Raw genomic sequence first — 24,944 nt, forward strand, 5'->3', positions numbered from 1 at the left:
GCGAATATCCGAACGAGATCACCCTCCCCTTGAGGGAGGGTCGAAATTTATCGCGAGCGGCAGCGAGCGGAAATTTCGGGGAGGGGTCTGTCGTGGCGCTTAAAAAAGAGCAGAAATGGGGACACCGAACGGGCCTAATCATCTTCACGTGCTGAATTGGCTACGACATACCCCTCCCCCGAAAAGCGCTCTCGCGCTTTTCGACCCTCCCTCACGGGGAGGATTGAAATGCCTCCATCTGAAAGCCGACGCCTTAATCTTTCGCCAAAAGGCTGCGGATGAGACCCAATGTGACGGGCTTCTTCTCCGCCAATGCCGCCTCGTCCGCCTTGGCCACAAAATCGCGCACCGCGGCGGGGGAGCGCTCCAGGGCGCGGATCATCTGGGCGATAACACTGTCAGGCACCTGCAATTGGCGATCAGCGAAGAGCTTCTTGGCGAGGCCTTGCAAGAGCGCGTCGTCCGGCTCCCAAAGCGGAAAAGCCAAGAGCGCATCGAAGCGCGAGCGCAGGTCGGGAATGGTGTTTTTCCAGGCCGATGGCGGGGTGTGGGCCGTCAGGATCAAGCTGTGTCCGCGTTCCAGGAAAGCGAAAAGCACCTGCTCGATCTCCGGCGACGGCAGAACCTCGTCCACCCCCTCGATCACCAGCGGCATGGGAGCCGTCAGCGTTTCGGGCACAAGGTCGGAGGCATAGAGGATGACGGCGCCGGATTTCTCCGCCCAGACACCCGCCAGATGCGATTTTCCCGAGCCCGAGGGGCCATAAAGCACCGCCGCGGGGGCGGGCCAAGCGGGCCAGGTATCGATCAAGGCAACAGCGGCCGCATTGCCGGGTCCCGTGATGAACTCCGAACGGCCAAGCCGGGCCCGCGCGGGCAAAGGAAGAGGAATCTGGAACGACATTCAGACTGCGCCATCGCCTTGCGGGGCCAGCGCCGCTTTGAGCCACACCAGGGCATAAGCGAGAAATGACCAGACCGCCAGCACCGTCACGCTGACCTCGCCGATTTTCTCGGCCATGGGCGGGGGCTCATGCAGGGTCAGAAGCAGCAACACCAGGGCGATATAGACCACCTGGATGACGGTGGAGGCCTTGCCGACATAAAGCGGGCGCACTTCCAGCGGGATCGAAAGCAGCCGCGCCAGCGCAACACCCGCCACGATGGCAAGATCGCGCCCTATCACCAGCGCCGTCAGCCAGACCGGAACCGCGCCCACGGCGGCCAGCGAAAGGAAGCTCGCCAGCATGAGAAGCTTATCGGCGGCGGGATCGAGAATGGCGCCAAAGCGCGAGGCGAGCCCAAAACGTTTGGCGAGATAGCCGTCGGCGGCATCCGAAAGCCCCGCGAAGACAAACACCATCAGCGCCGCCATGTCATAGGCGTTGAGGATCAGCCACGCGGCCACGGGCGCGGCCACCAAGCGCAAGCCGGAAAGGATATTAGGGGCCTGACGGAGCACAGCGCTCATGGGGTTGCCAGTGCCGTCCCGGCGGAGAGCTGCCATGCCCCGCCCCGTTGGCTAAGCACCAGACCAGCCTGGCTCAAGGCCGCCTTCAACTGCTCCGGCGAGCCAAGATAGGAAATGACGAGCCGCGCTTGGCCGATATCCATCGCCGCGACGTTCACGTTGGACACATTCGGCACCGCAGAAAGAGTGCTTTCCACCGCCGCGAATTGGGCGAGCGAGGCAACACGCAGATCGGCGATCAGTTTGCCCTTCTGGCTATAGTCGACCACCTTCTGGTTCTTCGACATGTCATCGACGACGCGCATCACCGCATCGGCGGCGCCGGGATAGGTCGCCACAACATTTTGCAGCAAGGGCACTTCCACCACCTGCTTGACCGGCAACTCCCCTGCCCCAACGCGCTTGACCGAGAGGATCAGCTTGTTGCCGAAGGCTTGCGCCAAGACCAGCACGGCTTCGCTCGCCTTCAGCTTGGCCGCGACGGGAGCGAGGTGATCCCAGGTGGCGGTATCGATGTTGAGGCCGTTGAGGGCGGCGGCGTCAGCAGCATCCCCCGGCGGCAGGCCGAATGGCACCGCGGCCATGGCAAAACGCGGCGAGGCAAAAGCCTGGGTCCAGGCCGAATTGCGGGCATAGCCGGGCGCAAGCGGCACCAGAAGGATGCGCTTAGCCGCGACCGAGGTGTAAGGAATGTTGGCGGCCTGCAGCACGCGCGCGACCGCTTCCGGATTGAAGGTGTAGGTCACGTCCGCGACATAGCGGGTGGTGGAGCGGCGCTCGTTGATCGGGAAATAGCCGATCACCATCTTTTGCATCTGCGCGGGATCGATCACCGGCTGGCGGGTCCAATCGGCCTGACGGGTCAAGCGGCGGAACAGCGTCGCCCAGGCCACCGGGCGCCCGGCCGCGATGGCCGATATCCTGGCTTCCTCGACGGATTTGCCGGAGGCATCGACATGGATATTGGCCACCTCGAAGGTATTCTCGGCCCAAGCGGCAGGGGCCAAGGCCCAAGCCCCCACAACCGCCACAACCAATGCCAAACCCCGAAAAAAGCCACGCATTCTCTAGACCCGCTCTGAACGGCGCGGACTATACCGGCCCCCGTCGCGCTATGAAAGCCACCATCACTGGGCGGTCTGCCTGGGACAAATGCGTTCAACCAAACGTCATCAAACTCTCTACATAAAAAAAGCGGGCCGCGAAGGGCCCGCCAAGTTCGGGGAGACTACTCGGGAGAAAACATCACGGCACGCTGAGACCTTCGAACAAGGCCGTCGAGAGATAGCGTTCCGCAAAATCAGGAACGATCACCACGATGGTCTTGCCCGCATTCTCGGGGCGCTGCCCCACTTCAAACGCGACAGAAACCGCCGCACCGGAAGAGATACCCACCGGCAGGCCTTCCAGCCGTGCCAGTTTGCGCGCTGTGGACAGCGCGGATTCATTCGACACCGTGACCACCTCATCGATGATGCTGCGGTCGAGCACCGCAGGCACAAAGCCCGGGCCGATACCTTGGATCTTGTGCGGGCCTGGGGCGCCACCTGAGAGCACCGGGGAATCTTCCGGCTCCACCGCGACCACCTTCAAGGGCTTGCGCTTCTTCAAGACCGAGCCGATGCCGGTGATGGTGCCGCCCGTGCCCGAGCCTGCGACCAGGATGTCGATATCACCCTTGGTATCATTCCAGATTTCTTCCGCCGTGGTGCGGCGATGGATTTCGGGATTGGCCGGGTTCTCGAACTGACGCGGGCTGACCGCATCGGGAATGGTGTTGAGGAGTTCCTGCGCTTTGCCGATGGCGCCTTTCATGCCGCCTGCAGCCGGTGTCAAGACGAGTTCGGCACCGAGGAGGGTCAGCATCTTGCGCCGCTCGATGGAAAAAGATTCCGGCATCACCAGGATCAAGCGATAACCGCGCGCCGCCGCCGTGAAGGCGAGCGCAATGCCGGTATTGCCACTGGTCGGCTCCACAAGCGTGGTCTTGCCCGGCGCGATCTTACCCTCGCGCTCCAAAGCATCGATCATGGCGACACCGATGCGATCCTTCACTGAAGCGATGGGATTAAAGAATTCCAACTTCAAGAGGATGTTCGCCTTCACGCCTTCCTGCTGGGGCAGACGCGCCAGACGCACCAGCGGCGTGTCACCAATCGTGTCGGTGACGGAATTATAAATGCGTCCGCGCCCGGGAACGCGAAAGACCGGCCTTTCAGCAAACGCGACGGACATGAGCTTCTCCTTCTGGTCGCGGACTCGCTTGGCGAGCAATGTTGAAGCGAAGCTAGCGCGGACCGCGCTTAATGTCCAGTAGTTCGATAGAGATTATAGAATACAACAGTGGGGAGGGTGTGGATTGGAACAGTGCGTGATTGGTGCCTAACCTCCCCGAGAGGGCCAAGACTATCGCACTTGGGTTTGCGAGCCCTGTATTGTCATCCCGGACGCGCCCGCGAAGATCGCGTCATCTGACACGAGGGCGCGATCCGGGACCCACCCAGACATCTGAACATTGTCGAAGTGGGTCCCGGCTCTACGTGCGGTTCGCTTACGCTTCCCGCACTCCGGCCGGGATGACAGTTTGGGTTAATTCACCCAAAAACGATAGCCCTGGCCCTGCGCGGCCTCGACTTATCCCACCGAAGCTCCAGCGAAGGCGGAAGCACGCACTACGCCACCAGCCCCTTGATCGGCTTCACGGTGCCGCTGTCGGGGAAAACCGAACCATTCAGCGCGGCACGCGACACACCCATATGTTCGGCGAGAACGCTTTTGAACAGCGAACGCAAATCACTTCGCGCAGGCAGATCGCGGCCGTCTTTCAAGGCATCGGGCTTGAGCCCCACCCATTCGGCGTGGATAGCGCCGCCGGAAACCGCGCCGCCCAGCACAAAAGCCGCGCCGCCGGTGCCGTGATCGGTGCCGAGCGAGCCATTGACCTTCACGGTACGGCCAAATTCGGTAGCAACCACAACAACCGTCTGTTTCCAGGCCGGTCCCAGCGCGATCTTCATCGCATCAATGGCGCTGTCCAGCGTCGAAAGCCGCCGCGCCAATTGCCCATCGCCCGCGCCTTCATTGACATGGGTGTCCCAGCCAGAAGGATCGAGCACCGCGATACGCGGACCATCTTGCATGGCGAGCAAGCGGCCAGCACCTTGGAAAAGCGGCATGAGATCAGCCTTGGGCTTGTTCTTGTTGGAGGGATCATCCATGGCGGATTTCGATTGCGCCCGCAGCGCCATCGCACTTTGAAGCGACGGGCCCAGAAGTTTGTCATTGCCATAAAGCGCCGCGACGCGGGTGAAATAGGCATCATCGGGTTCCGGCAATGTATCCGGCATCCAACTTGAAGCGCGGGCCTTGCCACTTAGGACCAAAGGCGGCGTCGGCGCCACCGCAAGCGCTTCCACGCCCTTCTTGCCGCCCATCGCGACCAAAGCGCGATTGAGCCAGCCATCATGCATCATATTCGGCGTGAGCCCGCCGCCCTCGAGTACATTCTGGCCGTCGAAATGCGAGCGGTCGCGATAGGGCGTGCAGACGTTGTGAAACACCGCAAGCTGTTTGGCATCGTAATAGGCTTTGAAATTGACCAGTGCCGGATGCAGACCAAAGAAGCCATCAAGATCGAGCAGCGCATTGGCGCCCGTTTTCGACAGTGCAAGGCTGCCGCGTAAGCTCGCGTAATCGGGATCGCCATAAGCAGGCACGGCGGCGAGCCCATCCAAGGCGCCGCGCAAGATCACCACCACAAGGCGGCGATCCCCTGGCACCGCAGCGAAGGCGGCGTTGGTGGTCAGCGTGGAAGTCAGGCCCAAAGCGGCCATGGAAGAGAGAAGACTGCGGCGGTCGATCATGACGTTCACCTTCTCTGAAATTCGGGGCTGGCAATAAGCAAGGCGACTGCCTCGGCCTTAGAGGAGGCGCGCAAAATGCCGGTGGAAGTCATCTCGCTCATCAAGGGTCCAAGACCTTGGGCAGCAAGCGCCACGACATCGGCGGCGGGGGGAATGCGCTGGCCGATCTGACGCGCCCATTCGATGCGGGTGAGCACCGCATCCGGCCCCGACCAGGCATCGCTTTCGAGCGGCCAGCCTTTGGGCGATGGCGCCGACATGGGAAACTCGCCCATCAGCCGCGTTACGCCCATGGCGCTGCGCACCAAGCCCGTGGCTTGATCCGGCTTCATTCCAGCTTTCGGAATATCGAGCAAACGATACGCGGCAGTGACGTATTCGACGGGGCTGCGCACTTTCACGAGGCCGGGCGCAAAGGCATGTGGATCGCTGATCGCAGTTTCGGCCAGCGCGCGCAGATCGCCGCCGGTCTGTTTGAAATTCTCCTCCAGCCTTCTGATCATGCCCGGCGTTGGCTTATCGGAAAGAAAGGCGGTGGCGAATTTCACCGCGATATGATGGGCAGTGGAAGGATCGCGCGCCAGATCGGTGATGGCGGCAATGGTGCCCTCTTCGCCGGATTTATAAGTCTTGCCGCGCAACACCACATCGCTCGGCTCATGGCGATTGGCATAGAAACGGAAGCCGTCATCGCTGATCGGATGCGTATCGTTGCCATCATTATCAACACCGAAGCCAGTCAGAAGCTTCGCCATGGCGATGACATCGCTTTGCGTATAGCCACCATCGACCCCGAGGGTGAAAAGCTCCATCAGCTCGCGGCCAAGATTTTCGTTGAGACCCCGCTTGCTGCGCAGGCCCACTGGCGAATTCGGCCCGATGGATTGGACGTTGTTGAGATAATAGAGCATGGCGGGATGGCGCATGGCCGCGACCACCATGGTCTCGAACTTGCCTGCTATATTGGGGCGGATCACCTCGCGTTCAAAAGAACCGAGATAAGGCGTGCAATCGCCATTGGCGCTCGAGACGCCAAAATGATTGGTCCAGAACCAAACCAGCCGTTCCGCAAAAGGCCGCTCGGTCTTGAAACCAAGCGCAAAGCGGGCCGCGAGTTCGCCTTGAATCTTGTCGTAGCGGGTTTTGTTGAGCGCCTTCAGCGCCTCGTCATCCACCTGCCCGTTTTTGCGCTGCGCCCGCAGCAGCTTTTCCTGCGCGTGGAATTCCCGCTCATCGGCTACCACCTGCCCCGTGCGCAAAAGCGCGCTGCCAGGCAAAACAGGGGTGGGCTGATCGGCGGGGCCAAGCTGGGCCAAGAGCCAGGCTTTGGGATCGTTGGAGGCGGACGCGATTTCACCCGCGCGCGCGCCTAGTCCGAATCGATGAACTGCAAGAGCACCTTCAAGAGACATGGGGTTCGCCTCGGTGGCTGCTGGAAGAATTAACGCCCCACGCTTGTGCCTCCGTCGAGACAACACTGCGTCAAATTCTTAAATAATCGCCACAGTTAGGATATTATACCCACCTTTACGATGTCCCACCACCTCAGGAATCTGTGCGCGCGGTGCCTCGCCTGCTTGCCCCACCGGCCCAGGGGTCTTAAAGGGTGCGTGATCCCAAAAGAGCACCCGTTAATGGCCGACGAGACCAAACCCATCACCTATAAGGATGCAGGCGTCGATATCGATGCCGGCGAAGCGCTGGTGGAGCGCATTGGTCCGGCCGCCAAGGCCACGCGCCGTCCGGGTGCGGATGCGGAGCTCGGCGGGTTCGGCGGGCTTTTCGATCTGAAGGCCGCGGGCTTCAAGGACCCGGTGCTGGTCGCCTCCACCGACGGTGTCGGCACCAAGCTGAAAATCGCCATCGAAACGGGCATTTACGAGAATATCGGCCAGGATCTCGTGGCCATGTGCGTCAACGACCTCGTGGTCCAGGGCGCAGAGCCGTTGTTTTTCCTCGACTATTACGCGACCGGCAAGCTCAAGGTCGATGCCGCCGCCAAGGTGGTGGAAGGCATCGCGCGCGCTTGCAAGGAGTCCGGCTGCGCCCTGATCGGCGGCGAAACGGCGGAAATGCCCGGCCTCTACGCCCCTAATGATTTCGACCTCGCAGGCTTTTCGGTCGGCGCGGCGGAGCGCGGCACCATCCTGCCGAAGAAGGCGGAGATGGCGGCGGGCGATGTGATCATTGGCGTTGCCTCCACCGGCGTGCATTCCAACGGCTTCTCGCTGGTGCGCCGGGTGGTGGAGCGGCTTGGCCTCTCCTACGATTCCTGCGCCACCTTCGAAAATCCCAAGACCCTGGGCGAGGCTCTTCTCACCCCCACCGCGCTCTATGTGAAGGGCGCGCTGGCCGCGATGAAGGCGGGCACGGTGAAGGGCTTTGCCCATATCACCGGCGGCGGCATCACCGAGAATGTGCCGCGCTGCCTGCCCGATGGCCTTGATGCTGAAATCGATCTTTCAAGCTGGACGCCGAAGCCGGTCTTCGGCTGGCTCGCCCGCGCGGCGGCCCTTGGCGATGCCGAGATGCTGCGCACCTTCAATTGCGGCATCGGCCTGATCGCCGTGGTGACGCCTTCCGATGCGCAAGCCGTGGTGGACGCCTTCGCCAGCGTCGGCCAGAGCGCTTCGGTGATCGGCAAGCTCATCTCCGGGTCTGGCGAAGGCAAGGTCGTTCCAGTCGGAAAGCTGAAACTATGAAGAAGCGCGTCGCCATCCTCATTTCAGGCCGCGGCTCGAATATGCGCTCCCTGATTGCGGCGGCGGCGGCACCGGATTCTCCGGTCGAGATCGCGCTGGTGGTCTCCAATATCGGCTCGGCAGCGGGCATTCAGTTCGCGGCGGAAGCGGGCATCGCCACCGAAATCGTGCCCCATAAGGCATTCAATAGCCGCGAGGCCTTCGATCGCGCCGTCAGCGCGCATTTGGAAGAAACCCGCATCGATATCGTCTGCCTGGCGGGCTTCATGCGCATTCTGTCGGATTGGTTCGCCACCCGCTGGATGGGCAAACTGATCAATATCCACCCTTCGCTTCTGCCGCTCTTCAAAGGCACGCATGTGCATGAGCAGGCTCTGCAGGCGGGCGTGCGCGTGTCGGGCTGCACGGTGCATTTCGTGGTGCCCGAACTCGATGCCGGGCCGATCATCGCGCAGGCGGTCGTGCCGGTCGAAACCGGCGACACCCCCGACACCCTCGCCGCCCGCGTGCTGGTCGAGGAGCACAAGCTTTATCCCGCAGCCTTACGCATGCTCGCTGAAGGCAAAGTACGCCTCGAAGCCGATCGCGCGGTGTTTGGGTAAAACCGCTCTCACCTCCCCTTGAGGGCAGGGCTATCGCACGTGGGTTTTCGAGCCCCATATTGTCATCCCGGACGCGCCCGCGAAGATCGCGTTATCTGGCACTTGGGCGCGATCCGGGACCCACTCAGAAATCTGAAAAGCGTCGAAGTGGGTCCCGGCTCTGCGCGCGCACTGCTTCGCAATGCGCACTGCGGCCGGGATGACAGCTTGGGTTAACTCCTCTAGAAGCGATTGCCCTTGAGGGAGGTGGAAGCATCACACCAGCGCTTCAGCGTCCAGCTCTTTGCGCCAATGGCCTTCGCGTTCTTTCAGAAGCTGCGGCAGGAGAAGCTCGTTCTCGTCGCGCACCTCTTCCAGCTCCACAAAAGCAAACGCCGCTTCGCCATGCGCACTGAACGCGGCTTGCAAGCTTTTGCCCGGAAAGCCGCCCATGCCGAGCTGAAACCACAGCCCCGCCTTGCGCTTATCAAGATCGGTACATTTGGCGACCCAGACCGTGCCGGTCACACCACAGCGCACCGCGAAAATTCCCTGGCGCGGTGTGGCTTCCTTAGCAGCGCGGATAAGCTCCTTCCTGCGCATATTATCCATGGGCAATTCTCTCCGATATCTCCCACAGCCGCTTTGCATCGGCTTCGTTTTGTGCGGCTTTGCGGGGCTTTGACGGTTTGCATTTAGCCCAATAGCTGCCGCTCAGATTTTCAATGCCGGGCGTGGTCACCAGATGCACAATCGTCTTGGCGCCCTCTTCCGGCGTGATCGCAATCCACTTTTTCAGGAACTGAAAAAATTTCGCAAAACCGCTGTCATTGTTATCGGCGAAACGCGTGTTGACGAAGCCCGGATGCAGAGCGAACGCGGCAACACCTAAACCTTCCAGCTTCTTGGCCAGCTCCAGCGTGAAAAGGATATTCATCAGCTTGGTGTTGGAATAGACGGTGAAACCCTTATACGCCGTCGTGGATTGCAGATCGTCCCAATCGATCTTGGCCATACGATGCGCATCCGACGCGGTGGAGATGATCCGAGCACCGGGTTTGAAATTCAGGAAGAGCCCCGCCGTTAAAACAAAATAAGCCATATGATTGACGGCAAACGTGCGTTCCAGCCCATCCACCGTCACTTGCCGCGTATCGAAATAGCCGCCCGCATTGTTGATCAGCACATCAATGCTTTCATGCGCAGAGCGGATTTCACTGGCGAGATGTTTTACTGATGCAAGAGAAGAAAGATCGGCGAGATGATAGCTGTGGCCCTCGCCTTTCAGCTTGGCGAGTGTCGCGAGCGCACGCGATTCCTCCCGCGCCACCAGCACGAGTTTAGCGCCCATTTCAGAAAGGCGGATCGCAGCCACCTCGCCAATGCCCGAGGTGCCGCCCGTGATCACTACCGTCTTGCCGTTCATCGCGCGCGCACCTGTGAGTCGATTTAGCGGCGAAGTTTAGCAATCAGGAGGTGATAAAACAAAACCGGCCCAGGTTGACCCAGGGCCGGCTGTCAGAAAATCGCGCGAGCTGGAATTAGCCGACGATTTCGAGATCGGAGAAGAAGAACTTGATCTCGTTGGCGGCGTTCTCGGCGCTGTCCGAACCATGGACGGAGTTCGCTTCGATCGACTCGGCGAAATCCTTGCGGATGGTGCCAGCGGCGGCGTTGGCCGGGTTGGTGGCGCCCATGACTTCACGGTTCTTGGCAACGGCGTTTTCGCCTTCCAGGACCTGCACGACCACCGGGCCGGAGATCATGAACTTGACGAGATCGTTGTAGAAGGGGCGCTCGGCGTGGACGGCGTAGAAGGCCTTCGCCTGGGCTTCGGAGAGCTGGATGCGGCGGGAGGCCACAACGCGCAGACCGGCTTCCTCGAAGCGGGCGACGATCTTGCCCGTCAGGTTGCGGCGGGTCGCGTCCGGCTTGATGATGGAAAGCGTGCGTTCGGTGGCCATGTGATGCTCCGTGGGTGAATTTCGGGGGGCTTATACAGGTGGCCTTTGCACCGGCGCAAGGCGTGCTAAAAGCCCCCCATGCTGGTTATCGATAATGTGACGGTCCGTATCGCGGGCCGGGTGATCCTGAATGGCGCAACCGCCACCCTGCCCGCCGGGCGCCGCATCGGCCTGGTGGGGCGCAATGGCGCGGGCAAATCCACGCTTTTGAAGGTCATCCAGGGCTTTTTGCACCCCGATGACGGGGAAACCTCCATTCCGAAGGATTGGCGGCTGGGGGCCTTGGCCCAGGAAGCCCCCTCGGGCCCGATGTCGCTGATCGATACCGTGCTGGCCGCCGACAAAGAGCGCGCTGACCTCCTCACCCGGGCCGAGACGGAAAAAGATCCGCACGCCATTGCCGATATCCATGCCCGGCTTCACACGATTGACGCATATTCCGCCCCGGCCCGGGCTGCCGAAATTCTGGCGGGCCTCGGCTTCGGCCCGGAAGAGCAGCTTCGCCCCTGTTCGGAATTTTCCGGTGGCTGGCGCATGCGCGTGGCTCTCGCGGCCGTCTTGTTCTCTGCCCCGGACCTCCTCCTCCTCGACGAGCCGACCAACTACCTCGATTTGGAAGGCGTGTTGTGGCTGGAAGACTTCTTGAAGCGCTATCGCGGCACCGTTCTGATCGTCAGCCATGACCGCGATCTTTTGAACAGCGCTGCCGAATTCATCCTGCATCTCGAGGCTGGCAAGCTGACGCTGTACACCGGCGGCTATGACACTTTCCAAGAAACCCGCGCCATGAAGCGGGCCTTGGATGAAGCCACCGCCAAGAAGGTGGATGCTCAGCGCGCGCATTTGCAAAGCTTTGTTGATCGCTTCCGCGCCAAGGCCAGCAAAGCCACGCAAGCGCAAAGCCGCCTCAAAATGCTGGAGCGTTTGCAGAAGATCGATCTGCCGGTGGACGAGCATGTGGCGCCGATCCGCCTGCCCGCTGCGACCGAAGCTTCGCCGCCGCTGGTGGTGCTCGACAATGCCGCGGTCGGTTATGACGGGCGCCAGATTTTGGGCGGCATCAATCTGCGCTTCGATCCCGAAGACCGCATCGCGCTTTTAGGCAAGAACGGCAACGGCAAATCCACCCTCGCAAAATTGCTGGCGGGGCGGCTGCAGCCCATGCGTGGCGAAGTGATTTCCGCCAAGAAGCTGGTGCCCGGCTATTTCGCGCAGCATCAGCTGGAAGAACTGGACGGCAATCTGACGCCGGTGGAGACACTCGCGGAACTACGCCGCCAATGGACGCCGCAACAGGTGCGCACTCAGCTTGGCAGTTTCGGCTTCTCCGCCGACAAGGCACTGACCAAAGTCGCCTCGCTCTCCGGCGGTGAGCGGGCGCGGCTGATGCTGGCGCTTGTGACGCTCGATAGCCCGAACCTGCTCATCCTCGACGAACCGACCAACCATCTGGATATCGACGCGCGCAACGAGCTTCTGAAAGCGCTGAACGACTTCAACGGCGCAGTGGTGCTGGTCAGCCATGACCGCCGCTTGTTAGAGGCCACCGCCGACCGTTTGCTGCTGGTGGCCGATGGCAAGGTGACGCCGTTCGAGGGCGATCTTGATGATTATCGCAAATTCCTCTTAACGCCCGATGCGCCGGTCAAAGAAGCGCAAACCGAAGAGGCACCCAAGCTGACCAAGGAAGAGGCCCGCAAGGAAGCCGCCGAACGCCGCCGCCGCTTCAAGCCGCTGAAGGACAAGGTGGACGCCGCCGAGCATCAGATCGCCGATCTCACCAAAGAGATTGCCAAACTCGACAAGGCCCTCGCCGATCCGCTGCTGTTTGTGCAGGACCCCAAGAAAGGCCAAGCCGTCTCCAAACAACGCGCCGACGCCGCGCGCAAACTCGAAGCCGCCGAAGAACGCTGGCTGGTCTTAAGCGAGGAATATCAGGAAGCCATGGGGGAATAGACAGGCCCTCTCCCCTCGTGGGAGAGGAAGAAAAATCACGGGGTTAGTGTTGCGCCACAAAAGTGCCTGGCTTGGCACGAAAGGCGCGACGCTAACCCCGATGATTTTTCAGGTGAGGGGGCATGGTGCGCGTTCCCCCTCACCCGCAAAATCTAGCACTTAGCGGCGAAGGGTGCGGAACCGATATATCTTGCACGCCGCTAAGCGCAAGATTTTGCGCCCTCTCCCACGAGGGGAGAGGGGTTTCACGCAAGAGGGCAGCGGTCTCATGCCCCCGCCACCAGTTTTGCGGCGATGCCCCACATCACCAGTGTGATGCTGCCGTCGAGGGCGCGCCAGGCGCTGGCTTTGGCGAAGACCGGCTGCAACAGGATCGCGCCATAGCCGAGGGCGAAGAAAAACAGGAATGAGCCCGTCACCGCCCCCGCCGCGAAACTGACCTCGGCACCCTTGAAGCCGGTTGAGATCGTGCCGAGCAGCACCACCGTATCAAGATAGACATGCGGGTTGAGCCAGGTGATGGCGAGGCAGGCGATGAGCGTCTTCTTCAGCCCCTCATCTTCGCCTTGCGCCGCCATCAGCGCGGCATTGGAGCGGAGCGCTGCGCGCAGGCTTTTGAAGCCATACCAGAAGAGAAAGGCGCCGCCGATATAATGCATGGCGGGACTGACCCAAGGCAGCAGCGCCGCGATTTTGCCGAAGCTCGTCACCCCGGCGATGATCAGCACCAGATCGGAAAGCGCGCAGGTAAGGCAAACCCAGAAAACATGGCGATTGCGCAGGCCCTGGCGCAGCACAAAGGCGTTTTGCGCCCCAATGGCCACGATCAGGCTCAGCCCCATCAAAAGCCCCGAGAAAAAGACCGCCATGTTCATGTCAACGCCTACAGCACTATTACCGGAGAGGTCCTAGTGCCGCGCGCGGCAATAGGCTATTTAATTCTCCTAATCCAGATTAAGCGCAGCTAATCCATGATCGATTATCCCGCCGCCCGCGCCGTCGCCATGGTGGCCCAGACCGGAAGTTTCGAAGCCGCTGCCAAGGCGCTGGCGGTGACGCCGTCGGCCATCTCCCAGCGCATCAAACAGCTTGAGGACCGCTTGGGTGTGGTCCTGATCGCGCGCGGCACGCCTTGCACCGCCACTCGCAAAGGCGCCGCGCTCTGCCGCCATATCGAACAGGTTGGCCTTCTGGAAAAAGAACTCGCCGCCGAACTGCCCGCGCTGGAACTCAACCAGGATCGCGTCACCCTGTCGGTCGCCACCAATGCCGATAGCCTCGCGACCTGGTTCCTCAAAGCCGTGGCGCCGTTTGGAGAAAAAAGCGATGTTCTCTTCAACATCGCGCTGGACGATCAGGAGCACACCGCCGATTGGCTGGCGCGCGGCCGCGTGGTGGCGGCGGTCACCTCGTTCAAAAATCCGGTGCCGGGCTGCCGTGTCATCCCGCTGGGCAAGCTGCGCTATCACGCCACCGCCAGCCCCGCCTTTGTGAAGCGCTATTTCGCCAAAGGCGTCACCGCGAAAACCTTGAGCGAGGCGCCGGGGCTGATCTTCAATCAGAAAGACCGGCTGCAACATCGCTGGATTCGCCAGGTGCTGGGGCGCGCAGTCGCTTTTCCCGCCCATTGGTTGCCCGCAACGCAAAGTTTTGTCGATGCGGCGCTGCTCGGCATGGGCTGGGGCATGAATCCCGCACTGCTTATCCGTGAGCATCTGGCCACGCGGCGACTAGTCGAACTGGCGCCCGGCGCCGTGCTGGATGTTCCGCTCTATTGGCAGGTGAGCCGGGTGGCCGCCGACCGCCTCAGCGCGCTCACCCAAAACGTCGTCACCACAGCGCGAAAGGAATTGCTGGCCTAGCCCGCTTTCCTGAGCTTCATCGAGGCGGCATGCCGTGCCATGCCGCTGACGTGGAAAAAAGCGATTTCCTGATCGAGTTGCAGCGTTTCATGCGCCAAGTTCTTCGCAGCCGCAGAAGCCTCTTCATACATGGCGGCATTCTGCTGGGTCATCTGATCCATCTGTGCGACGGCGGAGTTGACCTCGCCGACGCCGCCCGCCTGCTCTTCCGCCGCTTTCGCCATGCCTTGCGCTAAAGTGGCGATGCTTTGCACCTGCCCCACGATACGCCGCAGCGCCTGACCGGATTCGCCCACCAGCTCCACACCATCCGCAACAAACGCACTGGAAGCCTGGATCAGGGTTTTGATCTCCTTGGCGGCCTCGCCGGAACGCTGAGCCAAACCACGCACTTCGCTTGCCACCACGGCAAAGCCTTTGCCCGCCTCGCCCGCGCGCGCCGCTTCTACTCCGGCATTCAGCGCCAGAAGATTGGTCTGGAAAGCGATCTCGTCGATAACGCCGATGATGTCGGTGATCTTCTTGGAGGATTGCGAAATCGAATCCATAGCCTTGATGGCGCTATCGACCACGCGTCCCCCCTCTGCCGCATCTGCCGATGCCGCGGCGATGGATTTATCGACATCGCGCGAGCTTGCGGCGGTGCGCTTCACCGTGGTGGTGATCTCTTCCATCGCGGCCGCGGTTTCTTCCAGGCTCGCGGCCTGACGCTCCGTGCGCAGCGACAGGGCGTCGGTGGCCGAGGATATTTCGCCCGCGCCGCTGGAGATTTCGCGGGAGTGTGCGGAAATGCGCTGCAAGGTTTCTTCCAGTCGCCCCACAGCCGTGTTGAAATCGCTCTTCAGCTTGGCGAAGGGCCCGCTCAGGGCAACATCAATGCGATGTGTGAGATCACCCTTGGCGAGATGTTCCAGCCCCATGCCAACACTGGCGACGATGAGCTGGGTCTGTTCTTCCTTGGCCCGTTCAGCCGCATTCAGCTGATTGCGGAACTCGGCCATGGCATCGGCCAGCGCGCCCACTTCGTCCTTGCCGCCTGCATAAGGAATTTCCGTATTCATCCGTCCACGCGTCAACTCCTGCATCACACCAGATAGAGTGGTGAGCGGCTGGGATACGCTGCGGCTCAAGACCCAACCCGCGATCAACGCGAGCAGGCTTGCGAAAGCCATCGCTACATAATTTCCGATATCGGCGAAGCCATAGGCGTCGTGGCTTTTCTTGGCGATCACACCCGCTTGGGTCTTGTAGAAATCCAGCCCGGCGGTCACTTCGTTGCGTAAGGTGTCAAACTCGGCCTGCAAGGGGCCGTCGTAATAAGCCGCAGCGGCCTTAGCGCCCTGGGTGGATTCGATCTCCTGCAGTTTTTCAAGGCTTGGATTGTAAACGCCCCAGGCTTGCGCGATACGCCCGGCGATGGCGCGTTCCGCATCGTTTTCGGCCGCGGCAGTGGCACCTTTGGTCAAGCCGTTCACCGTAGCGCGGACGTCCTTCAAGCGTGTTAGTGCGGCGGAACGCTGCTCGGGGGTGCTGGCCAGCAGCATTGCGCCTTGGATCGCGCGAAAGCGCGTGGAGTTATAGCGCAGCCCCGCAAGCTGCTGCGTTTTCGGCACGTTCTTGAAGCCGAGCTCCTGTGCCGCATCGTTCACGGCAGCGGTGCAGAAATGCGAAAAGACGCCAAAGCCGATCATCGCTGCGAGAATGCAGCCGAAGGCAACTATAACTTTGGTGTTCACCGAATAATCGCTGAGGCGCATCCTATCGTCCTTGGCCCGTCAGCCGCGAGGCGGCAGCAGATTGCGACCCAAGATTGCGAGAGCGATTGCAAAGAACTCCTAAACCGGAGCGGGATACGGCCTCTGGAATTGTACGTAATACAGCACATCAGTTGGTGGAAATGGCGCGCGCCACACACCCCATAAAGTAGTGGATCAGAAGGCGCTGGCTCAGCGCCGCTTCCACCAGCGCTCGCGGCTTACGCCATAGCCACAAGCCGCATAAAATTCGCGCGCCTCGCCGTTGAAGGACCAGAAATCCACCTCCACGAAATCGAAGCCATCGGCCGCCAAATCCACCGCCGCCATCAGCACCCGGCCAATGCCTTTGCGCCGGTGCACCTCGTCCACGCTTAAGTGGTGGATGAAGAGACTGCGGTTCGCCTTGGTGAGGAGCGAGGCTGGCCGCTCCCGCGCTTCATAGAAGAGATAGCCCGCAGCCTCCTCATCCCAAAAAGCCATAAGAATCGTGTGGGTGGGGTTTGCGATCACGCTCGCGAAATAGGCCTCGAGAGCGGCGTCTTCAGTTTCCGCCTTAAAAAGCCAGTCCTGGGCGTCATGGTGCAGCGCCTGAACCGGGCGGTTGAGGCGGACCAATGTTTTCACGTCCTGCGGCCCCGCTTTTCGTATTGTCAGCGCCATGCCCGCCCCCTAAAAAACAGGGGTGCGTCGCGCCGCTTTTCCCCGGTTAGAATGTATATAGTTCTTGACGTCGGCTCCCAGACACCACAATATGTAGCCGCTTCGGTCCGCTAGGTACAATATCTAGTGGCTAAGAGGGAAGCCATATGGCGCTGCCCCCGCAACTGTAAGCGGCGAGCTTGTTGACCGCCACTGGCCTGAAAAGGCTGGGAAGGCGATGCAGAGCTTTGACCCGCGAGCCAGGAGACCTGCCGAGAGCAAACGACCCTGGGCGGGGTGCACCAATTGGGCCGCGGGAAGGTCAAGAACATGGTTCTTGGCATCCTTCGGCGTCCCGCTCACGAATGACCGCCGTGATGGAGACCGAAGTATGACTGTGCATCCCCGCCGATTTGATGGTCCCTTGCTGCGCACCCCGCCCAATCCGGCGGAGATTATTCTCGATCACAGCCGCGATGCGCTGATCACCGATTTCGGCAAAGCCACCCTCGCCGACCGCTATCAATTGCCGGGCGAAAGCATCCAGGCGATGTTCGCGCGCGTGGCTTGCGCTTATGCCGACGACACCGCCCATGCCCAGCGGCTTTATGATGCCATCTCCAAGCTGTGGTTCATGCCGGCCACGCCGATTCTTTCCAATGGCGGCACCACCCGCGGGCTTCCCATCTCCTGCTTCCTCAATGCCGTGCCCGATACGCTGGATGGCATTGTCGATACCTGGAACGAGAATGTGAAACTCGCCTCCAATGGCGGCGGCATCGGCACCTATTGGGGCGGCGTGCGCTCCATCGGCGAAACCGTGCGCGGCTGCGGCGAAACCTCGGGCATCATCCCCTTCATCCGCGTGATGGACAGCCTGACCCTGGCGATTTCCCAAGGCTCGCTGCGCCGTGGTTCCGCGGCCTGCTATCTCGATGTGCATCACCCGGAAATCGAAGAGTTCCTGGAAATCCGCAAACCCTCGGGCGATTTCAATCGCAAGAGCCTGAACCTGCATCATGGCATCGCCATCACCGACGAATTCATGGAAGCGGTGAAGGAAGACAAGATGTTCGGCCTGAAAAGCCCCAAGACGGGCGAAGTGCTGCGCGAGATTTCCGCCCGCCAGCTCTGGCAGAAGATTCTCGAAATCCGCTTGCAGACCGGTGAGCCCTATCTGCTCTTCATCGACACGGTGAACAAGGCGCTGGCGCCGCATCAAAAAGAGCTGGGGCTGAAGGTGCGCACCTCCAACCTCTGCGCCGAGATCACGCTGCCTTCCGGCGAGGATCACCTTGGAGAGATGCGCACCGCCGTATGCTGCCTCTCCTCGGTCAATATCGAGACCTGGGAAGAATGGAGCGTGGCGCCGGGCTTTGTCGAAGACGTGCTGCGCTTCCTGGATAACGTGCTGACCGCCTTTATCGATGGCGCGCCGAAGGGCATGGAACACGCTGCCTATGGCGCGTTGCGCGAACGCTCGGTCGGGCTGGGCGTGATGGGCTTTCACTCCTTCCTGCAGAGCCGCGGCATTCCCTTTGAAAGCGCGCTCGCCAAATCCTGGAACATGCGCATCTTCAAGAAGCTGCGCGAAGAGGCCGACAAGGTCTCCAAGATCCTCGCCGAAGAGCGCGGCGCCTGCCCGGATGCCGCCGAACGCCATATGATGGAGCGCTTTTCGCACAAGCTCGCGATCGCGCCGACGGCCTCCATCTCGATCATCTGCGGCGGCACAAGCGCTTGCGTGGAGCCGATCCCGGCCAATGTCTATACCCACAAAACGCTCTCGGGCTCCTTCTCAGTGCGCAATCCGCATCTGAAAAAGCTGCTGGCCGAGCGTGGCGCCGATACGCCGGAAACCTGGCAGTCGATCATTGCCGCCGAAGGCTCGGTGCAGCACCTCGCCTGCCTCAATGACGACGAGAAAGCCGTCTTCCGCACCGCCTTTGAGCTCGATCAACGCTGGATCGTGGATTTGGCCGCCGACCGCGCGCCCTATATCTGCCAGAGCCAGTCGATCAACCTCTTCCTGCCGGGCGATGTTTCGAAGTGGGATCTGCACATGCTGCATTGGACGGCGTGGGAGAAAGGGCTGAAGAGCCTTTACTACTGCCGCTCCAAGTCGGTGCAGCGCGCCGCCTTCGCGGGCGACAAGCACGAGACGGCCGCGATGGAAGCTGCCGCCCCCACCAATTACGACGAATGCCTCGCCTGCCAGTAAGTTCGCCAGTGAGCACCCATATGGAAATCTCGCATCTCAATCCGCTCGAGCTGATCGGCAAAAGCGGCATCGGCCTTCTCACCTCTTCCGGCACCTATAATGTCGAGCGCTATCCCTGGGCTTACGAGTACTGGAAGCGCCAGCAGCAGGTCCATTGGATGGGCGAGGAAGTGCCGCTGGGCGAAGACGTGAAGGATTGGGCCTCGGATCGCGTCAGCGACAACGAGCGCAACCTCCTCACCCAGATTTTCCGCTTCTTCACGCAGTCGGACGTCGAAGTCGCCGACAACTACATGAAGCGCTATCTGCCGATTTTCCAGCCTTTGGAAATCCAGATGATGATGGCCGCCTTCACCAATATGGAGACGGTGCATATCGACGCTTACGCGCTGCTGCTGAAAACCCTCGGCATGCCGCAGGTCGAATTCGAAGCCTTCCGCGATTACGCCGCGATGCGCGACAAGGCCGATTACATGCACACTTTCGGCGTCGGCACGGTGGCGGACGTTTCGCGCACGCTTGCCATGTTCGGCGCCTTCACCGAAGGCATGGCCCTCTTCGCCAGCTTCGCGATGCTGCTGAACTTCCCGCGCTACAACAAGATGAAAGGCATGGGCCAGATCGTGACCTGGTCGGTGCGCGATGAGAGCTTGCATTGCGATGCCATGATCCAGCTCTTCCATGCCTGGAATGCGGAGACCGGCGCCCTCTCCAAATCCGTGAAGGACGACATCATGGATGTCGCCAAGACCATGGTGGGCCTCGAAGAGCGTTTCGTGGAACTCGCCTTCGAGCTTGGCAGCGTGCAGGGCATGAAGGCCGAGGATATCAAGGCCTATGTCCGCTACATCGCCGATTGGCGCCTGACGCAGCTGAAGCTGCCGGTGCTGTTCGGCCATTTCGAGAAGAACGAAGCGGGCTATAAGCAGATCAAGGCCCATCCCCTGCCCTGGCTGGTGGAAGTGTTGAACGGCGTCGAGCATGCCAATTTCTTCGAACAGCGCGCCACCGAATATTCCAAAGCCTCCAGCCTTGGCGCCTGGGACGGCGTAGACGGCGTCTGGGCCATGTTCGACAAACGGGCGGGATAAGTTTTTCCCAGATAGACGAAAAGGCCGGGATCGCTCCCGGCCTTTTTTGTTTCACCCCACCGGGATGGGATTATCGATCAGGCTTTGGTTGAAGGCGTTGATCAGCGCGTGTTCATTCACGCCCGGATTATCGCGGATCGCCGCAATCGCATCGACATAGATTTCGTCCGCTTCGGTGCCGAGCTTTGCCATGGTTTCGGCGATGAAAGCGTCGAGCGGCATGGCGCGCGGATCACCGCTCTTATAGATGAGATCGGTATCGACCCATGGCGGGGCGATTTCGAGCACCTTCACGCCGGTCTCGCGCAAGGCAAAGCGCTGGGTGAGCGTGTAGCTGTGCAGCGCTGCCTTGGTCGCCGAATAGACCGCATTGGCCGCCAGCGGCAGATAGGCCACCACCGAGGTGTTATGGATCACCGCCGCGCGCGGCTTGGATTTCAAATGCGCGATCAGGGCCGAGGTCATGCGGATGGGACCCAAGAGGTTGGTATTGATGATCGCGGTCGCCACGCGGTCGTCGATTTCCTCCGCCGGATCGTCGAACGGCATGATGCCGGCATTGTTGATCAGCACATTGAGGTCCGGGTAATCGCGGATCAGCGTCTCAGCGGTCGCAGCAATGCTGTTCGGATCGGTGATGTCGAGTTCGAGCGCAGCCATACCGGGATTGGCTTTGCTCACCTCTTCCAGCGCAGCCTTGCGGCGGCCCGCGATGATGACCTTGTTGCCGAGCTTGTGAAAGGCTTCGGCAAGGCCGCGGCCAATGCCCGAACCGCCGCCCGTGATAAAAATGGTGTTGCCGGTGAGATGCATGGGAAGTCTCCAAAGAAAACGGATCAGGCGGCCAGGATTTCAGTTTTGGGGAAATCGAGCGTGGTGCCGACAATGTTGTTGATGGCGTTGGTGAGCTGGCTGATGGAGACATGGGCGGCGGTTTCCAGAATCTCTGCATCGCTGAGGCCCGCCACGCGCGCCGTCTCGACCGCATCCTCGGCGCCTTTGCCATGGGTGGCGTTGATCACCCGCGCCAAATCCAGAATGGCCTGCGTTTTAGCATCCGACACCGTGCCGAACTGTGCCGCGGCGCGATCTTCCGCACTCACGCCCACCGCCCGCGCCGCGCCGGTATGGGCCGAGAGGCAATATTCACAGCCATTGGCGGCGGCGACCGTGATGGCGATCTGTTCCTGTACCTTGGGGCTCAAGACGCCTTTGGAGAGCGCGCCTTTGGTGTCGAGATAGACATCGAGCACCGACGGGGCATGCGCCATGACACGCAAGAGGTTCGGCACCTTGCCCATCGCGGCTTTGGCTTGCGCGAAACGTGCAGCCACTTCGGGCGAAACTTCGGCATCGGTCAGCGCAGTGATCTTAGACATGGAGATGTTCCTTTCAGAGAGGTGGTTCAGGCGTTTGTCTTCACGCCAAAGCGCGGGGCGGGATGCTGGCTGGAGAGATGTGGCTTCAGCGCGTTGCGCGCGGCTTCATAGGCCTGCCACAAGGTCACGTCGTTCAACGCGGGGATGGTGACGCGCTCGCCGGCATCGAAAGCAGCCAAAGCGGCATCGACCATTTCGCTGGCGGGCATGACGATTTCGCTGGGCAAATTTTCCACCGGCAAGCCGCCCAATTCCCAGAAATCGGTGCGGGTGGCACCGGGCAAAACCGCCTGCACGCGGATGCCCTTATCGGCAAGCTCGTGGTTCAGCGAGGTAGAGAAAGCGAGCACGAAGGCTTTGCTGCCGCCATAAACGCCATTCAAAAGCTCCGGCGCGATGGCGACGATGGAGGCGGTGTTGATGATCGCGCCTTTGCCCCGCGCCACCATGCCGGGCACGATGGCATAGGTCAGCCGCGTCGGCGCCAGCACATTGAGGCGCACCATCTTGTCCATGCGCTCGACATCGCTATCGAGCAGTGTGGAATGCGTGCCGATGCCAGCGTTGTTCACCAGAAGCGTGATGCTGGCGTCCTGGCGCAGCTGCGCTTCCACGCGGCGAAGGTCGGCATCGTCGGAAAGATCGGCGGCGAGCACTTCCACCGCGCGCCCGGTTTCATCGCTGAGGCGGCGGGCGAGCGCGTCCAACTTGTCTTTGCCGCGGGCGACAAGAATGAGGTCATAGCCGCGGCGGGCCAAGCGATCGGCATAGATGGCACCGATCCCGGTCGAAGCCCCGGTGACGACGGCGGTTCCAAGATAAGGGGTGTTGGTCATAGCGGGCTCCTGTTGGCCGGTTGATACCGAGGAATATGGGGCCGCTTGCTCATGTCTCAAATGACGTATAAGCTACGTTTTTAGGACATCCCGAATTCGGACCCCAAATGCCTCATGTCGCCATGCTTGTTTCCCCCGGTTTCCAGGTTATGGCGCTGGGGGTGCAGACCGCCTTCGAACTCGCCAATATCGTGACGGAAGAAGCGTTTTATACCGTCCACCTCGTCTCGCTGACGGGCGGGATGGTGGAGACCTCGTTGGGTTTCAAGGTGGAGACCAAGCCGCTCGCCGCCCTCAAGAACATAGACACGCTGATGCTGCTCGCCGGCACGCTGCCGCCCGATGATCTGCCGCCCGACACTATCAAAACCCTGAAGACCACGATGAAGCGGGCGCGGCGCGTGGCGGGGCTTTGCACCGGCGGTTTCCTGATGGCGCAAACCGGCGTCTTGAACGGCAAGCGCGCCACCACCCATTGGCTCTATGCGAAGGAGATGCGCGCGCGCTTTCCCGAGATCACGGTGGAAGACGACCGCATCTTCATCAATGAAGGGCCTTATTGGACCTCGGCCGGGCTGACGGCGGGGCTCGATCTTGCGGTGGGCTTGGTCGAAAAGGATTTGGGCGCGGAGGTGGCGCGTTCGGTCGCGCATAAGCTTGTGATGCATCACCGCCGCGCGGGCGGGCAAAGCCAGCATAGCGAGCTTTTGGAACTCGCGCCCAAGACCGACCGCATTCAGAACGCGCTGATCTATGCGAGGAAGCATTTGAAGAACGCGCTTTCGGTGGAGGAATTGGCGGAAGTTGCGCGCCTCAGCCCGCGCCAGTTCAGCCGCGCCTTTCGCATCGAAACCGGCCAAAGCCCCGCCAAGGCGGTGGAGCAGCTCCGCCTCGAACAAGCGCGCATCCTGCTCGAAGAAACCACGCACCCCTTAGAGACGGTGGCGCAGGAAACCGGCTTTCAGGACCTCCGCCGTATGCGCGAGACCTTCATGCGCCGCTACGGCCAGCCCCCGCAGACGATACGGCGGAGTGCAAGAATGGCGGTGTGAGAGGACGGGAAGCACGTTCCATTTCTGCCCCCGTCCTTCACGGGGGAAGTGGCGCGCAGCGCCGAAGGGAGGCCTTCGCCGCAATCGCGAAACACCAGTGCGGTCAAACAGCTCACATAATGTGGGAAGCTGACGGGATTGGTTTCAAGATGATAGCGGAGCGATATTAGCTGCAACTGGATTCGCCACGGCGGGGTCGGAATATGGCGAAAGGCGAGGAAGACGAATGCGCTTATGATGCATTCCTGTGCGCACGCGTCGAACTAGGCCGCACCGAGATGCGGGCGGGACTAGACCGCATCAATGAAGAGGTGGAGGCGGACGCTGCAATATGGCGGAACGAAATTCTCTAAGGTATTAGGGAGCAGAAGCCATGAGTGGAAAACATACGAAATTTACTTTGATGACAAATACTAAGGCTCACGATGTTCGCTGAATTACTCAAAACCCTACTAGAACTCGGTCATGCGACATCCCAAAATCTGGAATTCGCGCATCAGGAAGACGTGCATGTGAGCTATGGCGAAGAAACGATAACCGAAACTAATTTGCTGGAGCTAAGGCGGCGAAATCCCGAAATTATACGCCTGAAGACTTTTACCAAGAAAAAAGAGTCACTGATTGGTGCCGACTGGGAGTGGCACATAATTGGTCGTCACCGCATATTTCGGATGAGGATTCAAGCCAAGCGCCTTCAGAAGAACGGGATTCTAAGGATACCGCATAAAATTAGATCATCAGAAGAAGAACAGATTGACCTCTTAATTCGTGGGGTAAAAGCTGCACCAGACGAACCTATGCCAGTCTATTGCTTCTACACATCGAACAATCAGAATAACATTTGGAAGGTGCCCCCACAGCAAAACGGAATTATTCCTTTTGAATATGGGTGTTTGCTGGCGCCCGCCGAAGTGGTTAAGCTTACGATGCCCAAACAGCTTTCCGACATAGAACAGCAGTGCATTCCATGGCATTACTTGTTGAAGCCCGAAAGGTATGAATTCGCGAAAAATGTGCTTATGTCTGAAAGACTAGAGTTCATAAGGGCTAAATCTAGTTTGGCGCCTACCGCTGCCACCGCCGGTGAAGTCACACGTCAAATCATCCGCCAATTTCCAACCATTGACGAACTCAACACCATTCCCCCTCCCGACAGGCAACTTCAGGGCCTCAAAGATCGCACGCCTTTCGCCCAAGCGCCTTTCGGCGAAAAGGCTGAGCGGCACTCAGAGGAATTTGGCGTAAGCAAACTCCTTCAAACATACGTCGGAGATTTTTAGGCTCCCGACGACCTAATCAAGTCTATGAGCCTAAATCCGCAGAAGGCTTACCCCTCACCCGGATTGCCTGAGGACTTACTGCGTAAGCCCAAGGCAATCGCCCCTCTCCCTCAAGGGGGCGAGGGAAAGAAGCTTCGCATCCCCGTCATGCACAGTCTCGCCCAGCCGCCCCCCTTCGCCCCTGCGGGGCACTTCCCCCCGTGAAAAAACGGGGGGCAGAAAAGTGGGGAGCGAATCTGCACGCTGCAGCTCGCCCCTCACCGACGTCTCCATCACATCCCCGTTAGCCC

At 60.7% G+C, this 24,944-nt stretch carries 23 protein-coding genes and 1 riboswitch; of the genes, 8 read left to right on the forward strand and 15 right to left on the reverse strand.

Annotated features, from left to right (window positions below):
• Positions 1–253: 253 nt before the first annotated feature.
• From FHS83_RS01490 to FHS83_RS01515, 6 genes are all read right to left on the reverse strand, one after another.
• Positions 254–904, reverse strand: a complete 651-nt coding sequence (locus tag FHS83_RS01490) for a P-loop NTPase family protein (protein WP_167080154.1) — start codon at positions 902–904, stop codon at positions 254–256.
• The gene (locus FHS83_RS01495; RefSeq protein WP_167080156.1) at positions 905–1,507 is read right to left on the reverse strand and encodes a CDP-alcohol phosphatidyltransferase family protein; all 603 of its coding nucleotides are present in this window, start codon (positions 1,505–1,507) and stop codon (positions 905–907) included. It abuts the gene before it with no gap.
• Positions 1,468–2,535, reverse strand: coding sequence for a DUF2066 domain-containing protein (locus tag FHS83_RS01500; RefSeq protein WP_167080158.1), 1,068 nt, complete (start codon positions 2,533–2,535; stop codon positions 1,468–1,470). The genes FHS83_RS01495 and FHS83_RS01500 overlap by 40 nt, the downstream gene beginning before the upstream one ends.
• A 181-nt stretch (positions 2,536–2,716) precedes the next feature.
• On the reverse strand, positions 2,717–3,706 hold the full coding sequence (cysK, locus tag FHS83_RS01505) for a cysteine synthase A (protein WP_167080160.1): 990 nt from the start codon (positions 3,704–3,706) through the stop codon (positions 2,717–2,719).
• A gap of 437 nt (positions 3,707–4,143) precedes the next feature.
• Positions 4,144–5,334, reverse strand: a complete 1,191-nt coding sequence (locus FHS83_RS01510) for a DUF1501 domain-containing protein (RefSeq protein WP_167080162.1) — start codon at positions 5,332–5,334, stop codon at positions 4,144–4,146.
• A gap of 5 nt (positions 5,335–5,339) precedes the next feature.
• Positions 5,340–6,746, reverse strand: a complete 1,407-nt coding sequence (locus tag FHS83_RS01515) for a DUF1800 domain-containing protein (protein ID WP_167080164.1) — start codon at positions 6,744–6,746, stop codon at positions 5,340–5,342.
• Between the two features lie 222 nt (positions 6,747–6,968).
• Here FHS83_RS01515 and purM point away from each other — a divergent pair, with 222 nt between their 5' ends.
• Complete coding sequence (purM, locus tag FHS83_RS01520; protein WP_167080166.1) at positions 6,969–8,036, forward strand: phosphoribosylformylglycinamidine cyclo-ligase; 1,068 nt, start codon at positions 6,969–6,971, stop codon at positions 8,034–8,036.
• Entirely contained in the window at positions 8,033–8,638 is a 606-nt protein-coding gene (purN, locus tag FHS83_RS01525; RefSeq protein ID WP_167080168.1) for a phosphoribosylglycinamide formyltransferase, read from the forward strand. Before purM ends, purN begins: the two co-directional genes overlap by 4 nt.
• A gap of 255 nt (positions 8,639–8,893) precedes the next feature.
• Here purN and FHS83_RS01530 read toward each other — a convergent pair whose 3' ends face one another.
• From FHS83_RS01530 to ndk, 3 genes are all read right to left on the reverse strand, one after another.
• A complete protein-coding gene (locus FHS83_RS01530) occupies positions 8,894–9,229 on the reverse strand; it encodes a GIY-YIG nuclease family protein (RefSeq protein ID WP_167080170.1) in 336 nt (111 codons plus the stop codon).
• A complete protein-coding gene (locus FHS83_RS01535; RefSeq protein WP_167080172.1) occupies positions 9,222–10,043 on the reverse strand; it encodes an SDR family oxidoreductase in 822 nt (273 codons plus the stop codon). The genes FHS83_RS01530 and FHS83_RS01535 overlap by 8 nt, the downstream gene beginning before the upstream one ends.
• Before the next feature lie 115 nt (positions 10,044–10,158).
• Complete coding sequence (gene ndk / locus FHS83_RS01540; RefSeq protein ID WP_167080174.1) at positions 10,159–10,581, reverse strand: nucleoside-diphosphate kinase; 423 nt, start codon at positions 10,579–10,581, stop codon at positions 10,159–10,161.
• A gap of 78 nt (positions 10,582–10,659) precedes the next feature.
• Here ndk and FHS83_RS01545 point away from each other — a divergent pair, with 78 nt between their 5' ends.
• Positions 10,660–12,537 (forward strand): ABC-F family ATP-binding cassette domain-containing protein, encoded by a 1,878-nt coding sequence (locus tag FHS83_RS01545; protein WP_167080176.1) that lies wholly within the window; start codon positions 10,660–10,662, stop codon positions 12,535–12,537.
• 266 nt (positions 12,538–12,803) lie between these two features.
• Here FHS83_RS01545 and FHS83_RS01550 read toward each other — a convergent pair whose 3' ends face one another.
• Positions 12,804–13,412 carry a LysE/ArgO family amino acid transporter gene (locus tag FHS83_RS01550; RefSeq protein WP_167080178.1) on the reverse strand — a complete coding sequence of 203 codons (609 nt, stop codon included), beginning with the start codon at positions 13,410–13,412 and terminating at the stop codon, positions 12,804–12,806.
• 96 nt (positions 13,413–13,508) lie between these two features.
• Between FHS83_RS01550 and FHS83_RS01555 the strand changes: the two genes are divergently transcribed.
• Positions 13,509–14,399 (forward strand): LysR family transcriptional regulator ArgP, encoded by an 891-nt coding sequence (locus tag FHS83_RS01555; protein ID WP_167080182.1) that lies wholly within the window; start codon positions 13,509–13,511, stop codon positions 14,397–14,399.
• Here the strand turns inward: FHS83_RS01555 and FHS83_RS01560 are convergent.
• Together FHS83_RS01560 and FHS83_RS01565 are read right to left on the reverse strand one after the other, a co-directional pair.
• Positions 14,396–16,156, reverse strand: coding sequence for a methyl-accepting chemotaxis protein (locus FHS83_RS01560; protein WP_167080185.1), 1,761 nt, complete (start codon positions 16,154–16,156; stop codon positions 14,396–14,398). The two genes, FHS83_RS01555 and FHS83_RS01560, sit on opposite strands and share 4 nt — an antisense overlap.
• Positions 16,157–16,345: 189 nt before the next feature.
• Entirely contained in the window at positions 16,346–16,816 is a 471-nt protein-coding gene (locus FHS83_RS01565; protein ID WP_167080188.1) for a GNAT family N-acetyltransferase, read from the reverse strand.
• 86 nt (positions 16,817–16,902) lie between these two features.
• Positions 16,903–17,086: riboswitch (cobalamin riboswitch) on the forward strand.
• 100 nt (positions 17,087–17,186) lie between these two features.
• Between FHS83_RS01565 and FHS83_RS01570 the strand changes: the two genes are divergently transcribed.
• Positions 17,187–19,016 carry a ribonucleoside-diphosphate reductase subunit alpha gene (locus tag FHS83_RS01570; RefSeq protein WP_167080191.1) on the forward strand — a complete coding sequence of 610 codons (1,830 nt, stop codon included), beginning with the start codon at positions 17,187–17,189 and terminating at the stop codon, positions 19,014–19,016.
• A 20-nt stretch (positions 19,017–19,036) separates the two neighbouring features.
• The gene (locus FHS83_RS01575; protein WP_167080193.1) at positions 19,037–20,107 is read left to right on the forward strand and encodes a ribonucleotide-diphosphate reductase subunit beta; all 1,071 of its coding nucleotides are present in this window, start codon (positions 19,037–19,039) and stop codon (positions 20,105–20,107) included.
• Positions 20,108–20,158: 51 nt separating this feature from the next.
• On the opposite strand, the gene FHS83_RS01580 is transcribed toward FHS83_RS01575, so the two are convergent.
• The 3 genes from FHS83_RS01580 to FHS83_RS01590 are packed head-to-tail and all read right to left on the reverse strand — an operon-like array spanning position 20,159 to position 22,322.
• The gene (locus FHS83_RS01580; protein WP_167080196.1) at positions 20,159–20,920 is read right to left on the reverse strand and encodes an SDR family oxidoreductase; all 762 of its coding nucleotides are present in this window, start codon (positions 20,918–20,920) and stop codon (positions 20,159–20,161) included.
• Positions 20,921–20,943: 23 nt separating this feature from the next.
• Positions 20,944–21,486, reverse strand: a complete 543-nt coding sequence (locus FHS83_RS01585; protein ID WP_167080199.1) for a carboxymuconolactone decarboxylase family protein — start codon at positions 21,484–21,486, stop codon at positions 20,944–20,946.
• Between the two features lie 26 nt (positions 21,487–21,512).
• Positions 21,513–22,322, reverse strand: coding sequence for an SDR family NAD(P)-dependent oxidoreductase (locus FHS83_RS01590; protein ID WP_167080201.1), 810 nt, complete (start codon positions 22,320–22,322; stop codon positions 21,513–21,515).
• A 107-nt stretch (positions 22,323–22,429) separates the two neighbouring features.
• Here FHS83_RS01590 and FHS83_RS01595 point away from each other — a divergent pair, with 107 nt between their 5' ends.
• The gene (locus tag FHS83_RS01595; protein ID WP_167080204.1) at positions 22,430–23,374 is read left to right on the forward strand and encodes a GlxA family transcriptional regulator; all 945 of its coding nucleotides are present in this window, start codon (positions 22,430–22,432) and stop codon (positions 23,372–23,374) included.
• Positions 23,375–23,799: 425 nt separating this feature from the next.
• Positions 23,800–24,654 (forward strand): DUF6615 family protein, encoded by an 855-nt coding sequence (locus FHS83_RS01600; RefSeq protein ID WP_167080207.1) that lies wholly within the window; start codon positions 23,800–23,802, stop codon positions 24,652–24,654.
• Positions 24,655–24,944: the final 290 nt, after the last annotated feature.

Origin of the sequence: Rhizomicrobium palustre (assembly GCF_011761565.1) — a bacterium.
Lineage (GTDB): Bacteria > Pseudomonadota > Alphaproteobacteria > Micropepsales > Micropepsaceae > Rhizomicrobium > Rhizomicrobium palustre.

Bases quoted from the DNA above. Each gene is read 5' to 3' on its own strand.
- FHS83_RS01490 (WP_167080154.1), bottom strand. From the start codon at position 904: ATGTCGTTCCAGATTCCTCTTCCTTTGCCCGCGCGGGCCCGGCTTGGC.
- FHS83_RS01495 (WP_167080156.1), bottom strand. From the start codon at position 1,507: ATGGCAGCTCTCCGCCGGGACGGCACTGGCAACCCCATGAGCGCTGTG.
- FHS83_RS01500 (WP_167080158.1), bottom strand. From the start codon at position 2,535: ATGCGTGGCTTTTTTCGGGGTTTGGCATTGGTTGTGGCGGTTGTGGGG.
- cysK (WP_167080160.1), bottom strand. From the start codon at position 3,706: ATGTCCGTCGCGTTTGCTGAAAGGCCGGTCTTTCGCGTTCCCGGGCGC.
- FHS83_RS01510 (WP_167080162.1), bottom strand. From the start codon at position 5,334: ATGATCGACCGCCGCAGTCTTCTCTCTTCCATGGCCGCTTTGGGCCTG.
- FHS83_RS01515 (WP_167080164.1), bottom strand. From the start codon at position 6,746: ATGTCTCTTGAAGGTGCTCTTGCAGTTCATCGATTCGGACTAGGCGCG.
- purM (WP_167080166.1), top strand. From the start codon at position 6,969: ATGGCCGACGAGACCAAACCCATCACCTATAAGGATGCAGGCGTCGAT.
- purN (WP_167080168.1), top strand. From the start codon at position 8,033: ATGAAGAAGCGCGTCGCCATCCTCATTTCAGGCCGCGGCTCGAATATG.
- FHS83_RS01530 (WP_167080170.1), bottom strand. From the start codon at position 9,229: ATGGATAATATGCGCAGGAAGGAGCTTATCCGCGCTGCTAAGGAAGCC.
- FHS83_RS01535 (WP_167080172.1), bottom strand. From the start codon at position 10,043: ATGAACGGCAAGACGGTAGTGATCACGGGCGGCACCTCGGGCATTGGC.
- ndk (WP_167080174.1), bottom strand. From the start codon at position 10,581: ATGGCCACCGAACGCACGCTTTCCATCATCAAGCCGGACGCGACCCGC.
- FHS83_RS01545 (WP_167080176.1), top strand. From the start codon at position 10,660: ATGCTGGTTATCGATAATGTGACGGTCCGTATCGCGGGCCGGGTGATC.
- FHS83_RS01550 (WP_167080178.1), bottom strand. From the start codon at position 13,412: ATGAACATGGCGGTCTTTTTCTCGGGGCTTTTGATGGGGCTGAGCCTG.
- FHS83_RS01555 (WP_167080182.1), top strand. From the start codon at position 13,509: ATGATCGATTATCCCGCCGCCCGCGCCGTCGCCATGGTGGCCCAGACC.
- FHS83_RS01560 (WP_167080185.1), bottom strand. From the start codon at position 16,156: ATGCGCCTCAGCGATTATTCGGTGAACACCAAAGTTATAGTTGCCTTC.
- FHS83_RS01565 (WP_167080188.1), bottom strand. From the start codon at position 16,816: ATGGCGCTGACAATACGAAAAGCGGGGCCGCAGGACGTGAAAACATTG.
- FHS83_RS01570 (WP_167080191.1), top strand. From the start codon at position 17,187: ATGACTGTGCATCCCCGCCGATTTGATGGTCCCTTGCTGCGCACCCCG.
- FHS83_RS01575 (WP_167080193.1), top strand. From the start codon at position 19,037: ATGGAAATCTCGCATCTCAATCCGCTCGAGCTGATCGGCAAAAGCGGC.
- FHS83_RS01580 (WP_167080196.1), bottom strand. From the start codon at position 20,920: ATGCATCTCACCGGCAACACCATTTTTATCACGGGCGGCGGTTCGGGC.
- FHS83_RS01585 (WP_167080199.1), bottom strand. From the start codon at position 21,486: ATGTCTAAGATCACTGCGCTGACCGATGCCGAAGTTTCGCCCGAAGTG.
- FHS83_RS01590 (WP_167080201.1), bottom strand. From the start codon at position 22,322: ATGACCAACACCCCTTATCTTGGAACCGCCGTCGTCACCGGGGCTTCG.
- FHS83_RS01595 (WP_167080204.1), top strand. From the start codon at position 22,430: ATGCCTCATGTCGCCATGCTTGTTTCCCCCGGTTTCCAGGTTATGGCG.
- FHS83_RS01600 (WP_167080207.1), top strand. From the start codon at position 23,800: ATGTTCGCTGAATTACTCAAAACCCTACTAGAACTCGGTCATGCGACA.